Genomic DNA, 14,643 nt, shown 5'->3' with positions numbered 1-14,643 from the left:
AAATTACGCTATGTTTTCTCTTAATCCTGTAAATTCAGGCATTAGAGAAATAAGATGTTGGCTGTATTCATGCTCTGGGCTGTTAAATAGTTGCTCGGTTGGTGCGACTTCTAACAATTGTCCCATTTGCATCACCCCAATACGGTCACACATCTGACGAATAACCGGTAAATCATGACTGATGAATAGCATGGTTAAGTTCAATTCATCTTGAAGATCTTTTAATAAATTCAGTATTTGTGCTTGGACTGATACATCCAACGCTGACGTTGGTTCATCACAAATAAGTAGACGAGGTCTTGTTGCCAATGCACGAGCAATGGAAATACGTTGACGTTGGCCACCTGAGAATTCATGTGGATACTTGAGACCCGCCATTCTTCCTAAACCAACATGATCAAGCAAATCATGCACTATTTCTCGGGTCTGGCTCTCATCGCGAGTCAGTTTATGGAATCGAATCGGTTCAGCAATAATGTCAAAAATTTTCATTCTTGGATTCATTGAGGTGTAGGGGTTTTGAAATACCATTTGCATTTGACGTCGCATCGGACGACGTTCTTTTTCTGATTTCAACCCTGTAAGATCTATTCCCTCAAAGGTAACCTTACCGGCATTAGGTGCATATAACCCTGCAATAACACGAGCAATAGTCGATTTACCTGAACCTGACTCTCCCACCAGACCAAACGTTTCACCTTCAAAAACTTCAAAACTTACATCATTAGAGGCTTGTACATATTCTCTACGGCTTTCAAATAAAGAATCTTTGGTTACGAAACGTAAGCTAACATTTTCTACATTCAATAATGGACCGGTATAAGCTCTTTCTACTTGGTTTTGACCTAGCCAATGATTTTTTACATCTAGAGGCGCCATTTCAACCGCTTCTTCAATGTAACTGACCAGTGGGAATCGCTCTAGCTTCTTGTCTGAGCGAGGTACAGCAGAAATGAGGCTGCGAGTATAAGAGTGATCTGGGTCTCCAAGCACTTTAGCAGTAGGGCCAAACTCAACCAAGTCTCCGCGGTACATAACAGCAACTTTATCCGTCACGTTAGAAACGACACCCATATCATGAGTAACGAGCATACAACCGACATTGTTACTCACGCACAGTTCGCGAATAAGGCTAAGAATCTGGTCTTGAATAGAAACATCTAGAGCAGTGGTTGGTTCATCAGCAATAATAAGATCTGGCTCACCAGCTAACGCAATAGCAATAACAACCCGTTGTCTCATGCCTCCAGAAAATTGATGAGGATACTGTTTGAGTCGATTTTCTGGCTGAGGAATTCCAACTTGATTCATCAAAGAAAGCGAACGTTCATAAGCTTCGGCATCAGAAACATTCATATTGGCATGAATTGTTTCTTTTAATTGATGTTCCACGGTAAAGAGTGGATTAAGCGACGTCATAGGATCTTGAAATATAAACCCTATTTTTGACCCACGAACCTTACGCATGTCCCTTGAAGATAAACCAGAAATTTTATCTCCATCGAGAAATACATCGCCACCAGCAATAACACCTGGAGGGCTCAGTAAATCGATAACACCATTACCTACTGTCGATTTACCCGCACCTGACTCACCAACAACACCAACTATTTCACCGCGTTCAATGTTGAACGATAAATTTTTAACTGCGGCATGTACACCATGCCTTGAAGGATACTCGATCCGAAGGTTCTTAACTTCTAAAAGCGACATTACCAGACCTCGAACACGGCGCTAACTGCCCTGTCTGCAAATTGATTCCATTCATTACCAGAACAAAGCCCTGATAATCTAATAACTGACAAATTTGGCAAATAATTCACTAAAAAGCAACTTATATAGTATAAAAACACGTATATGGACACTTTTAGAGCATGTACATTCAATAATTATTCGTTTTTTGTGAGAATGTAACAATATATTAATTAGTCAGTTATTCTTTTATTTTTATAAATATCTCGAAATATTAGTATAATAAACTGTTCATTTTAATTTTTAAAAAACATAAGCTCATTGAGAATAAGGAAATACAACCATAATTTAACAGCATCTAAAACCAACACACAAAAATAAACACTGTTATAGCTATATTTTAAAGTTAGTAAATATAAAAAAACATCAAAATTGCAGTTTTTATTCCTATAAAGTTCAGGTTTAATATGTTTTTCTTGAGATGACTGAATAGAGTATATAGAGAGAAAAACATAAATAATGCTTCTTTTATTCTATAAACACTATCATTTTGCTACCAATCTCTGCTATTTAAACGGAACAATCCCGACTATCCGATCATTTTTCTGACTAATAAGAATTTTAAAACGGTCGGTGAAGAGCTGTATTTGAAAGAACTGAATCCTCGATCCTTTGGATTCAAATCCGCTAAGCAGAGACTTAATTCACTTGGCGTACTTAATTTATCGTTACGTCGAAGCATAAAAAAAGCCTCGTCTTAGATAGACGAGGCTTTATAAAGTGGTCGGTGAAGAGGGATTCGAACCCCCGACCCTCTGGTCCCAAACCAGATGCGCTACCAAGCTGCGCTATTCACCGAAATCTTTTTTTTAGAAGCAAACCCTCTGGTCCGCTATTCCAAAACCGGAGATGCGCTACCAAGCTGCGCTATTCACCGAATTTTTCTTTTAGGCGCAAACTTTTATTCTGCGTCTCTAAGTTTAAGTGCAGAGTAACACTCTACGCTTTATAGTAATGGGGTGGCTAACGAGACTCGAACTCGCGACAACCGGAATCACAATCCAGGGCTCTACCAACTGAGCTATAGCCACCACAAATAATTAAAACCCTGCAAGTAAAGTCAGAATTCTAAAAAGTGGTCGGTGAAGAGGGATTCGAACCCCCGACCCTCTGGTCCCAAACCAGATGCGCTACCAAGCTGCGCTATTCACCGAAATCTTTTTTTTTTGGAAGCAAGCCCTCTGGTCCGCTATTCCAAAACCGGAGATGCGCTATCAAGCTGCGCTATTCACCGAATTTTTTCTTTTAGGAACAAACTTTTTGTTTGCCGCCTTAAGCCCAGAGTAACACTCTACGCTTTATAATAATGGGGTGGCTAACGAGACTCGAACTCGCGACAACCGGAATCACAATCCAGGGCTCTACCAACTGAGCTATAGCCACCACTATTTTTTGCCGATAATATTTAACGCTTCCGGAAATTGGCGCGCCCGAAAGGATTCGAACCTTCGACCTTTGGCTCCGGAGGCCAACGCTCTATCCAGCTGAGCTACGGGCGCATGCCCTATCGGCGGAGTGGAATAATACGTAGTTCGTCTTTCTCAGTCTAGTTTTTTTTATAGTTTTTTTATTAATTGTTGTCTTTTTCAGCAGTTAGGATGTGATAAAGCGCTGATCATAATGATTTTGGTATTTATTGCAGTAAATTAACAGGATATAATCTTCTATAATTCACACTGATTTAACAATGTGTTTTCAAATTATCCATTTTTAATTGAACACTCTAATAGTATTTGTTAACACACGCCAAATAAAAACGATAACTGCAAAGTGAGCTTAAATATATGTCCCTAAGAATAATCGGCGTACTATTCGCTGCAATTACATTCTCAGCTGGAAGCCTAGCGGCCAGTGTGAGCGATAAAGAATATGATGCTATTGCTGAACGCATCCAACCTGTTGGTGACGTTTATCTCGCAGGAGCGGCGCCTGTTGTAGAAGAAAGAACAGAACCTCGTGATGGTGCGACCGTCTACAATACTTACTGTACAGCATGTCATGCTACAGGTGTCGCTGGAGCACCTATAAAAGGCAATGCAGAGCAATGGGCTCCTCGTATTGCCCAAGGTATGGAAGTGTTAACCAATCATGCGCTACAAGGCTTTAATGCGATGCCAGCAAAAGGGTCATGTATGGATTGTAGTGATGATGAAGTCATTGCCGCGATCAAATTCATAACTGAAGGAATGTAACCGTTATCTTAAACGGTTGCGTCTAATGTTAACCGTCGAAATACAAAAGGGGTGTACTTGGTACAACCCTTTTATTTTTAATAAACGTTTATATTGCCATTAACGTTGAGATTAACGTTTGTTTTTAAACATATCTCTAATATTAGCGATATGTGCTTGTCCTTTTATCATTCGCTCTTCTGCCGATTGCGGCTTTTTTACACTTTCCCACTCAACATCATCAAAAGGTAACTCATCCAGAAAACGACTTTGAGTCGGCTTAATTAACTCGCCAAATTGTCGACGCTCTTTACATAAAGTAAAAGTAAGCTCTTTTTGTGCACGTGTAATACCTACGTAAGCTAATCGCCGCTCTTCTTCAACATTATCTTCATCAATACTGGTTTGATGCGGTAAGATACCTTCTTCGACTCCCATTAAATAAACAAATGGAAATTCGAGCCCTTTAGAAGCATGCAATGTCATCAGCTGCACTTGATCAGCATCGCTATCTTCTTCGCCTCGCTCCATCATATCTCGGAGAGTAAGGCGTAAAACCACTTCCTTTAATGTCTTCACTTCTTGATCGTAATTATCTCCTTCAAGATCGGCAACAATCCAATTGTATAACTCAGAGACATTTTTCATACGCATCTCTGCCGCTTTAGCACTGGAGGAAGTCTCATATAACCAATCTTCGTAATGAATATCTCTCACTAATGCTCGCAAAGCTTCAATGGTATTACCACGTTCGGCGTTATCTGCAATAGCAACAACCCAACGAGTAAATTTTTGTAACGACTCTAAGCCTCGACCAGAAAGATGCTGTTCCAGTCCAAGTTCAAAGCTCGCTTCAAATAAACTCTTTCCTCGCATATTCGCGTAACTACCCAGTTTTTCTAGTGTCGCAGGACCAATCTCTCGGCGTGGAGTGTTTACAATTCGCAAAAAGGCATTATCGTCATCCGGATTCACTAATACCTTAAGGTACGCCATAATGTCTTTTATTTCTGCACGAGCAAAAAATGATGTACCACCAGAAATTTTATAGGGAATTCGATTTTGCATCAGTGATTTTTCGATCAAGCGAGATTGGTGGTTACCTCGATAAAGTATGGCGTAGTCTTTGTACCCTGTTCTATTTAAAAATTTATGGGCAATAATTTCACCCGTCACTCTTTCTGCTTCATGCTCTTCATTATTTGCAATCAGCACTTTCAATTTTTCGCCATCTGGAAGAGCAGAAAACAGCGTTTTCTTTATCACATGCGGATTATTATCAATTAATATATTCGCGGCACGTAAAATGCGACTAGTAGAACGATAATTTTGTTCCAACTTCACTATCCGCAAATTAGGGTAATCTTTATTTAATAACACTAAATTTTGTGGTTTAGCGCCACGCCATGAGTATATCGATTGGTCGTCGTCTCCCACTACGGTTAAACGGCCTCGTTCTCCAACCAACAATTTAACCAATTCATATTGACTAGTATTGGTATCTTGATACTCATCAACCAATAAATACCGAATACGAGATTGCCAACGATGACGAACCTGTTCATTGTTCTTCAGCAACGCAACAGGCATGGAAATCAGATCGTCAAAGTCTAACGCGTTATAAGCTTTCATTTGCTTGGTATAAGCATCAAAGCAATGGGCAAATAACTGTTCTTGTTCAGAACGAGCGTAGCTAATAGCCATCGCTGGAGTAAGCATGTCATTTTTCCAATTAGATATAGAGCTAAGCAATTGCTTTAATAAGTCTTTATCACCATCTAATTGTTCTTCTGTCAGTTCTTTAAGCAAAGCCAACTGGTCTTGATCATCAAACAAAGAAAAACCAGCCTTGAGACCAAGTATTTTATATTCTTTTCTAATAATATTTAAGCCAAGAGTATGGAAAGTAGAAACCATTAACCCTCTGGATTCTTGCTTACCTAACGTTTGACTGACCCGCTCTTTCATTTCGCGAGCCGCTTTATTAGTAAAAGTTACCGCTGCTATATTTCTGGCTTTGTAGCCACATTGTTGAATTAAATACGCCACTTTATTAGTAATCACTCGAGTTTTGCCCGAGCCAGCCCCAGCAAGCACAAGACAAGGTCCTGAGACAAATTTTACTGCTTCATCTTGTGCTGGATTTAACTTCATATTTAATACTCAAACGTGCAAAAGGAAATTAGCGCCTATAATAGTATTCTGGCTTTAATAATGCTAACGAGATATCTCTATGATTAGATTAATCCTATTTTTAAAGACTTATTTATTGAATTGTTATCAAGAAACGTGATTTAATGAATGAACGTTCATTCATTATTAAATCTTCCATGTCTTTCGATAATAGCGGTGATAAAAAACAATTAATTCTTGATGCAACCGAAACATTGGTCGCTAAAGAAGGGTTTCATGGTTTGTCTATGCAAAAACTGGCTAAAGAAGCGGGTGTTGCTGCGGGAACCATTTATCGCTATTTCGACGACAAAGAGCATTTAATAGAAGAGACTCGCCTTCATGTAACTCAAAGAACAGCCGATATTATTCAGGCTAATCTGACTGATAACATGGGACTCAAAGAACAATATCGAACCATTTGGCTTAACATATGGCATTTTTCCAAAACTAAAAACGCGGTCATAAGCCATATGTTGTACGAACAGCTCTCTTCTAAAGATGGTCAATGTATCTTCCATAAAGAAAAAGAGATGTTTAGTAAAATAGAGAAAATGTTCGATGAAGGAAAATCGCAAGGTATTTTTAAGCAATTCGATAACAAAGTGTTATCAAGTCTTAGCTTAGAATCTAGCTCTGCCCTGGCTAGAAAACAAAGAAACAACTGCTTCCATCTCGATGAAAAGGCGTTAGAACAAGCCATTGATGCGAGTTGGGATGCTTTAATTAATCACTAATTTGGAGTTCAAACAAGAATGAAAAAGTGGACTTTTTTCATGCTACTTATCGCAATATTGCTTTTTGGTAGTGTGATTGGCTTTAATATGTTCAAGCAAAAGAAAATTGCAGAATATATGGCAAACATGCCTGAACCAGAATTTCCGGTCACGATTGTGGAAGTAAATTCTGTTGATTGGGTTCCTACCATTCAAGCGATTGGTTTTATAGAGCCCAATCAAGGCGTCACCCTTGCTACAGAATCAAATGGTGTTATCGATAAAATTCAATTTGACTCAGGCGATACGGTAAAAACTGGCCAAAAGTTAATTATTCTTGATACCGAAGTTGAGAACGCCAACTTAAACAGTGCTAAAGCCCGTTTGCCCGCAGCAAAAGCTAAATATGATCGTTATAAAGGCCTATATAAAAAGGGTTCCGTATCGAAAGAGTCTTACGATACCGCAGAAGCCGAATACTTTTCTCTTAAATCTGATATACAGTCTTTAGAAGCCGCTATTGATAGAAGGGAAATTTCTGCTCCTTTTGACGGTGTTGTTGGTATCCGTAATGTATTTCTAGGCCAATATCTTCAAACTGGCGACGAGATCGTCCGTTTAGAAGACACCAGCGTAATGCGTCTGCGTTTTACTGTTTCACAAACGGATATCTCTCGTATCTACATCGAACAAGAAGTAGATATCAAAGTAGACTCTTACCCTGAAGAGACTTTTAAAGGCACCATTTCTGCCATCGAACCAGCAGTGGATAGCCAAAGTGGTCTAATACAAGTTCAAGCAGATATCCCGAATAACGGTGGTAAACTTCGCAGTGGCATGTTTGCTCGTGCAAATATTATTCTACCGACAATTAAAGATCAGATTGTTCTTCCGCAAGTTGCGATCACATTTACTTTATACGGTGACAATGTCTATGTTCTATCAGAAGTAGACGGTGTTACTCGTGTAAAACAACATGTTGTGAATGTGGGTGAACGTAGAGGCGATATTGCTCATATCTTAAGTGGCGTAAGTGCTGGGGATCAAGTCGTTACATCTGGCCAAGTACGCTTAAGTAACGATGCGAAAGTTAAAGTAGTCGAGAGTGATGCACTTACTCCTCCTACTGAAACACCGATGCTTTAATTGGGGGCAAAATGCGCTTTACTGACATTTTTATAAAACGTCCAGTTCTAGCGGTATCTATCAGCTTTTTGATTGCGTTGCTTGGTTTACAAGCAATATTCAAAATGCAGGTACGTGAATACCCAGAAATGACGAATACGGTTGTTACAGTAACAACAAGCTATTACGGTGCAAGTGCTAACTTGATTCAAGGCTTTATTACACAGCCCTTGGAACAAGCCATTGCACAAGCGGATAATATCGATTACATGACATCACAGTCGGTGCTCGGTATGTCTACTATTACCGTAACAATGAAACTGAATACCGATCCTAATGCAGCGTTATCGGATATTCTTGCTAAAACAAACTCGGTACGGTCTCAATTACCTAGTGAATCTGAAGATCCAACAGTAAAAATGTCGACAGGTTCTACGACGGCTGTTTTATATATTGGTTTCACCAGTGACGAGTTAGTTTCCAGCCAAGTAACGGATTATCTAGAACGAGTCATCGATCCTCAATTATTCTCTGTTAGCGGAGTCGCAAGTGTTGATCACTATGGTGGTTCTAAATACGCAATGCGTATTTGGTTAGATCCAGCCAAAATGGCCGCTATCGGTTTAACCGCAACTGATGTTATGAGTGTCCTAAACTCCAATAACTATCAATCAGCAACTGGGCAATCAATTGGTGAGTTCGTTATATATAACGGCAGCGCCGATACTCAAATCTCTAGTGTGGCCGAATTAGAACGCTTGGTCATAAAACAAGAAGATGGCGAATTAGTACGCTTACAAGATATTGCTAAAGTCTCGCGAGAGAAAAGCCATGATGTTGTACGTGCAAATGCTAATGGTAGAGAAGCTGTTGTTGCCGCAATTAACGCGGCTCCAAGTGCTAACCCAATTAATATTGCCCACGATGTGCTAGAACTGTTACCGACATTAGAAAAAAACATGCCTAGCAATATTGAGATGAATGTTCTATATGACTCCACTGTAGCGATTAACGAATCAATTAGTGAAGTTATTAAGACTATTCTTGAAGCCGCCCTTATTGTATTAATTGTGATTACTCTGTTCTTAGGGTCATTGCGTGCGGTTATTATCCCGATTGTCACCATACCTCTTTCACTTATTGGTGTGGCAATGGTGATGCAATCTATTGGTTTCTCTTGGAATTTAATGACACTGCTGGCAATGGTACTGGCGATTGGACTGGTGGTAGATGATGCTATCGTTGTGTTAGAAAACGTCGACCGGCATATCAAACTTGGTGAGTCACCCTTTAGGGCAGCTATCATTGGTACTCGTGAAATAGCGGTACCCGTTATTGCGATGACACTAACACTTGGCGCGGTATATGCTCCTATAGCTATGATGGGCGGGATCACCGGTTCTTTGTTCAAAGAATTTGCCTTGACTCTAGCAGGTGCGGTATTTGTTTCAGGTATTATTGCCTTAACCTTATCGCCGGTTATGTGCTCAAAGATGCTCAAACCACATACTAAACCAAACCGATTTGAAACAACGGTACACGGCATTCTTGATAGAATGAGTAATCGTTATGAAAAAATGTTAGGCGCGATAATGAAAAAACGCCCTGTCATTATCGGTTTTTCTATTATTGTGTTTGCAAGTCTTCCATTGTTATTCAAGTTCATTCCTAGTGAACTTGCACCTTCAGAAGACAAAGGTATTGTTATGTTAATCGGTACTGGCCCATCAAATGCCAATCTCGATTACTTGCAGAATACGATGGCCGATGTTAACCAAATGCTTGCAGAACAACCAGAAGTGGCCTACTCGCAAGTATTTGTAGGGGTACCAAATTCAAACCAAGCCTTTGGTATCGCATCAATGGTTCCATGGAGTGAACGTGAAGCAAGTCAATCTGAAGTAGCAAACAGAGTGGGTCAACTGGTGAAAACGGTACCAGGTATGGCAGTAACAGCCTTCCAAATGCCCGAACTACCAGGTGCAGGCTCAGGCTTACCTATTCAATTTGTAATTACAACACCAAATAGTTTTGAAAGCTTATTCCAAATAGCAACTGACATCCTAATTGATACAGTGTCGAGTCCATATTTTGTCTATTCTAATATCGATTTGAATTACGATTCTGCAACAATGAAAATCCATATTGATAAAGATAAAGCGGGTGCTTATGGCGTAACAATGCAAGACATTGGTATCACTTTAAGCGCAATGATGGCTGATGGATACGTCAATCGTATTGATTTAAATGGTCGTTCATACGAAGTCATTCCCCAAGTTGAACGAAAATATAGATTAAACCCTGAATCAATGAATAACTACTACGTGCGTTCTTCAAGTGGTGCTGCGGTTCCTTTAGGTAGCTTGATCAATATTGATGTTGTCGCTGAGCCTCGCTCTTTGCCTCACTTTAATCAGTTAAACTCAGCAACTATCGGTGCTGTACCTTCTCCTACTATTGCAATGGGAGATGCAATTAATTGGTTTGAAGATATAGCAGCAGAGAAACTACCAAATGGTTATTCATATGACTATATGGGCGAATCAAGACAATATGTTACTGAAGGTAGTTCTCTATTCGCTACTTTTGGTTTGGCACTAGCAATCATCTATCTTGTACTCGCTATTCAGTTTGAATCAATTAAAGATCCGTTGGTTATTATGGTATCAGTACCTCTAGCCATTTGCGGTGCTTTAATTGCCCTAGCATGGGGAGCGGCAACAATGAACATATACTCTCAAGTTGGGTTGATTACCTTAGTTGGCTTGATAACTAAACACGGTATTTTGATTTGTGAAGTAGCAAAAGAAGAACAGCTACTACATAACAAATCACGTACTGAAGCGGTAATGGAAGCAGCTAAAGTACGTCTTCGCCCAATACTAATGACAACTGCAGCGATGATAGCAGGTTTGATTCCTTTGATGTATGCAACAGGAGCAGGAGCTGCTCAGCGCTTCAGTATTGGTATTGTTATTGTTTCTGGATTAGCGATTGGTACCTTATTTACTCTATTCGTACTTCCAGTTATCTACTCTTATCTCGCAGAAAAACACAAACCTCTGCCTGTATTCGTAGAAGATAAAAATTTAGAAAAACTTGCACGATTTGATGAGGCAAAAGCCGCTCAACGCCAGTTCTCTAATCACAATTAAATAAGCATGTATGTTTAAAAGGTCACTTCGGTGGCCTTTTTTATTGCTATTGTTAACGACATTGTTTGATAATTTGCTTAGAATAAAAACAAATTGATAGGAGTTTATAACGTATGTTTGACCCAAAAAAATTAGAACAGATTGCAAAACAAATCCATGAATCAATGCCAACGCCAGTAAAAGAGCTTGGCGCAGATGTCGATCAGAAAGTAAAACAAGTTATTCAAGGTCAACTGAATAAGTTAGACGTGGTGAGTCGCGAAGAGTTTGATGTTCAAACTCAAGTATTATTAAGAACACGTCAAAAACTGACCGAAATGGAAGCTAAATTAACCGAACTTGAAACTAAGTTAACGGAAAAATAATCATAGGCATGACTGTTTAGATCAAGATTATTTCAGAAAAGAATGAATGCAGAAGCAAGATGAAACATGTGTCTAATAAAATAAAACAACGATCAGATAAATATTAATATTTTACAAAAATAAAGGCTTGGAATTAAACCAAGCCTTTACTATATATTTATCGTTTACAAACTACTTGCTTATAACATTAACCGCCAACGGCGATACGCTTCATATCCGTCATATAGCCACGTAGTTCTTCACCAATATACTCTACAGGGTGATTACGAATAGCTTCATTTACTTCAATCAACGTTGCGTTATCTACTTGATTAGACTCAATACCTAAACCTTTACCGATAACATCTGTTGATACTTTAGGCATGAATTTTTCACGTAAAAGCGGAGTCGCAACATTAGCGAATAGGTAGTTACCATATTCGGCTGTGTCTGAAATAACAACGTTCATTTCATATAGACGCTTACGCGCAACAGTATTAGCAATCAATGGAAGTTCATGCAAAGATTCATAGTAAGCTGACTCGTCAATGATCCCAGATGATGTCATTGCTTCAAATGCAAGCTCAACACCCGCACGAACCATAGCGATCATCAAAATACCTTTATCAAAATACTCTTGTTCAGAAATTTCAACATCAGATTCAGGGTAGTTTTCAAAGGCAGTGTTACCCGTTTCTTCCCGCCAACCTAGTAAGTTAACATCATCATTTGCCCAATCTGCCATCATAGTACTTGAGAACTCACCAACAATGATGTCATCCATATGCTTATTGTAAAGAGGACGCATAAGTTCTTTAAGTTCTTCAGACAGTTCAAATGCTTTAACTTTAGCTGGATTAGACAAACGATCCATCATGTGAGTAATACCACCGAACTTAAGCGCTTCAGTGATAGTTTCCCAACCAAACTGAAGCAATTTACCCGCATAACCTTCATCAATACCGTCTGCGATCATTTTTTCATAGCAAACGATAGAACCAGCTTGCAACATACCACACAGGATTGTTTGCTCACCCATAAGATCTGATTTAACTTCGGCAACAAAAGAAGACTCTAGGCAACCAGCACGGTGACCACCAGTACCTGCAGCCCAAGCTTTAGCGATATCCCAACCTTCACCTTTTGGATCATTCTCTGGGTGAACAGCAATAAGCGTAGGAACACCAAACCCGCGTTTGTATTCTTCACGAACTTCTGTACCAGGACACTTAGGAGCAACCATTACCACAGTTAAGTCTTTACGAATCTGCATGCCTTCTTCAACAATGTTGAATCCATGCGAATAACCTAAAGCTGCTCCTTCTTTCATTAACGGCATCACTGTTTCTACTACATTAGTGTGCTGTTTATCAGGTGTAAGGTTTACCACAAGGTCTGCTTGAGGAATAAGCGTCTCATAACTACCCACTTCAAAACCATTCTCACTAGCGTTTTTGAAAGACTGACGTTTTTCATCGATAGCAGCTTGACGTAGTGCATAAGCAACATTAAGACCGGAATCTCGCATGTTAAGCCCTTGGTTAAGGCCTTGAGCACCACAACCTACAATGACAATTTTCTTACCTTTTAGATAATCCGCTTCTGTCGCAAATTCTTCACGATCCATAAAACGACAACGACCTAATTGGTCTAATTGCTCACGTAGATTAAGTGTGTTGAAGTAGTTAGCCATTTAAGAGACTCCTTTAAAAACTGTTTGTTGGTCGACTGCATATGAGTCGAATGAACCCATAGTAATGCAGGAATCTAATTGCTTAAAGTGATATATTCACAATTAGTAATTGCAATTAATGCAACGTAAAAGAGATTAAATGAATATTAAAAGCCTACAGGTGTTTATTCACCTATGTGACAGTAAAAGTTTTAATAAAACAGCCATTGCAATGCATGTCAGCCCATCAGCTTTAAGTCGACAGATCAAAAAGCTTGAAGACGAAATAGGCCAAAGCTTATTGATTCGCGATAATAGAAGTGTCGACCTAACCAATGCTGGCAGAAGACTACTCCCTATCGCCTTAAAAATAACGAGTGACTGGTATAGTTATAAAGCAGAATTATCAGATCAATCTCAACAGCTTGAAGGTGAAATTCATCTATTTTGCTCCGTAACGGCCAGTTATAGTCACTTACCAGATCTCTTAAATGACTTTAGACTGATTTATCCTCAAATCGAATTAAAGCTATCAACAGGTGATCCTGCACAAGCAATTGATATCGTTCTCGATGGTAAAGCGGATATCGCGATATCTGCCAAACCAGAACATTTACCAACTCGATTAGCTTTTGAAAAAATTGGGAAAATTCCTCTTTCTATTATTGCGCCAACCGGTGTTAGTACATTTTCTCAAGAATTATTAAAAGAACACCCAAATTGGGACTCAATTCCCTTTATATTGCCAGAAGCAGGTACCGCTAGAGAGCGTGCTAACTATTGGTTTAAGAAAAACAAAATCAGACCTAATATTTATGCCCAAGTTTCTGGTCATGAGGCTATTGTTAGTATGGTCGCATTAGGGTGTGGAATAGGCATTGCGCCAGATGTGGTGATTAATAACAGTCCAGTTAAAGACAAAATACAACGGTTAAAACTGGAAAGTGTTAAACCATTTGATTTAGGCATATGTTGCCATCGTTCAAAACTCAATGATCCTTTAATTAAAGCATTGTGGCAACTGGCTGAAAATAAATTTATTACTGCTTAAATATAAACCTTATAAACGCAAAAAGCCTTCCGTTTGGAAGGCTTTTTATTTAATAGTAACCTGGCAATGTCCTACTCTCACATGGGGAAACCCCACACTACCATCGGCGCTATTGCGTTTCACTTCTGAGTTCGGCATGGAATCAGGTGGGTCCACAATGCTATGGTTGCCAAGTAAAATTCTGGTGCTGATACCCAGACTCGAACTGGGGACCTCATCCTTACCAAGGATGCGCTCTACCGGGCTGAGCTATATCAGCGTTCTATATTTGGATATTTAAAAAATAATAGCCCGATCAAAGATCGGGCAATTTTATTCTTTTTAAATAAAGTCTTAATCAATACTGTGCTTTATTTATTTTTTTGCCTTCGTCTTTTCTAAAAAGATAAAAGCGAATAAGAGCCTGGCGATGTCCTACTCTCACATGGGGAAACCCCACACTACCATCGGCGCTATTGCGTTTCACTTCTGAGTTCGGCATGGGA

At 39.3% G+C, this 14,643-nt stretch carries 9 protein-coding genes, 6 tRNA genes and 2 rRNA genes; 6 read left to right on the top strand and 11 right to left on the bottom strand.

Annotated features, from left to right (window positions below):
• Positions 1-3 precede the first annotated feature (3 nt).
• The 6 genes from R3X26_RS06725 to R3X26_RS06700 all read right to left on the bottom strand — a co-directional run bounded on the left by R3X26_RS06725 (position 4) and on the right by R3X26_RS06700 (position 3,251).
• The gene (locus tag R3X26_RS06725; RefSeq protein WP_317716448.1) at positions 4-1,713 is read right to left on the bottom strand and encodes an ABC transporter ATP-binding protein; all 1,710 of its coding nucleotides are present in this window, start codon (positions 1,711-1,713) and stop codon (positions 4-6) included.
• A gap of 760 nt (positions 1,714-2,473) precedes the next feature.
• Positions 2,474-2,550: transfer RNA gene (locus R3X26_RS06720), tRNA-Pro, on the bottom strand.
• A gap of 157 nt (positions 2,551-2,707) precedes the next feature.
• Positions 2,708-2,783 (bottom strand) — tRNA-His (locus R3X26_RS06715).
• Positions 2,784-2,828: 45 nt separating this feature from the next.
• Positions 2,829-2,905, bottom strand: a tRNA-Pro gene (locus R3X26_RS06710).
• 154 nt (positions 2,906-3,059) lie between these two features.
• Positions 3,060-3,135: transfer RNA gene (locus R3X26_RS06705), tRNA-His, on the bottom strand.
• Positions 3,136-3,174: 39 nt separating this feature from the next.
• Positions 3,175-3,251, bottom strand: a tRNA-Arg gene (locus tag R3X26_RS06700).
• A gap of 285 nt (positions 3,252-3,536) precedes the next feature.
• Between R3X26_RS06700 and R3X26_RS06695 the strand changes: the two genes are divergently transcribed.
• Positions 3,537-3,944: a cytochrome c5 family protein gene (locus R3X26_RS06695; protein WP_317716447.1), complete on the top strand. Its 408-nt coding sequence runs from the start codon at positions 3,537-3,539 to the stop codon at positions 3,942-3,944.
• 111 nt (positions 3,945-4,055) lie between these two features.
• Here the strand turns inward: R3X26_RS06695 and rep are convergent, their stop codons facing one another.
• Entirely contained in the window at positions 4,056-6,077 is a 2,022-nt protein-coding gene (gene rep / locus R3X26_RS06690; protein WP_317716446.1) for a DNA helicase Rep, read from the bottom strand.
• A gap of 176 nt (positions 6,078-6,253) precedes the next feature.
• On the opposite strand from rep, the gene R3X26_RS06685 reads away from it, so the two are divergent.
• From R3X26_RS06685 to ubiK, 4 genes are all read left to right on the top strand, one after another.
• A complete protein-coding gene (locus R3X26_RS06685; protein ID WP_317716609.1) occupies positions 6,254-6,832 on the top strand; it encodes a TetR/AcrR family transcriptional regulator in 579 nt (192 codons plus the stop codon).
• A gap of 18 nt (positions 6,833-6,850) precedes the next feature.
• Positions 6,851-7,957 carry an efflux RND transporter periplasmic adaptor subunit gene (locus R3X26_RS06680; protein ID WP_317716445.1) on the top strand — a complete coding sequence of 369 codons (1,107 nt, stop codon included), beginning with the start codon at positions 6,851-6,853 and terminating at the stop codon, positions 7,955-7,957.
• A gap of 11 nt (positions 7,958-7,968) precedes the next feature.
• Complete coding sequence (locus R3X26_RS06675) at positions 7,969-11,091, top strand: multidrug efflux RND transporter permease subunit (RefSeq protein ID WP_317716444.1); 3,123 nt, start codon at positions 7,969-7,971, stop codon at positions 11,089-11,091.
• A gap of 113 nt (positions 11,092-11,204) precedes the next feature.
• Positions 11,205-11,456 (top strand): ubiquinone biosynthesis accessory factor UbiK, encoded by a 252-nt coding sequence (gene ubiK / locus R3X26_RS06670; RefSeq protein WP_317716443.1) that lies wholly within the window; start codon positions 11,205-11,207, stop codon positions 11,454-11,456.
• A gap of 187 nt (positions 11,457-11,643) precedes the next feature.
• On the opposite strand, the gene ilvC is transcribed toward ubiK, so the two are convergent.
• Positions 11,644-13,128 carry a ketol-acid reductoisomerase gene (gene ilvC / locus R3X26_RS06665; RefSeq protein WP_317716442.1) on the bottom strand — a complete coding sequence of 495 codons (1,485 nt, stop codon included), beginning with the start codon at positions 13,126-13,128 and terminating at the stop codon, positions 11,644-11,646.
• A 139-nt stretch (positions 13,129-13,267) separates the two neighbouring features.
• Between ilvC and ilvY the strand changes: the two genes are divergently transcribed.
• Positions 13,268-14,158 carry an HTH-type transcriptional activator IlvY gene (gene ilvY / locus R3X26_RS06660; protein ID WP_317716441.1) on the top strand — a complete coding sequence of 297 codons (891 nt, stop codon included), beginning with the start codon at positions 13,268-13,270 and terminating at the stop codon, positions 14,156-14,158.
• A gap of 58 nt (positions 14,159-14,216) precedes the next feature.
• Here ilvY and rrf (R3X26_RS06655) read toward each other — a convergent pair.
• The 3 genes from rrf (R3X26_RS06655) to rrf (R3X26_RS06645) form a co-directional block, all read right to left on the bottom strand.
• Positions 14,217-14,332 (bottom strand): 5S ribosomal RNA (gene rrf, locus R3X26_RS06655).
• A gap of 8 nt (positions 14,333-14,340) precedes the next feature.
• Positions 14,341-14,417 (bottom strand) — tRNA-Thr (locus tag R3X26_RS06650).
• 142 nt (positions 14,418-14,559) lie between these two features.
• Positions 14,560-14,643 (bottom strand): 5S ribosomal RNA (gene rrf / locus R3X26_RS06645); the annotation flags it as partial.

It is taken from the genome of Vibrio sp. TH_r3, from assembly GCF_033101115.1.
In the GTDB taxonomy this organism is placed as follows: domain Bacteria; phylum Pseudomonadota; class Gammaproteobacteria; order Enterobacterales; family Vibrionaceae; genus Vibrio.
Note: the sequence above shows the minus strand (reverse complement) of the source record. Positions and strands in the feature narration are given on the sequence as shown.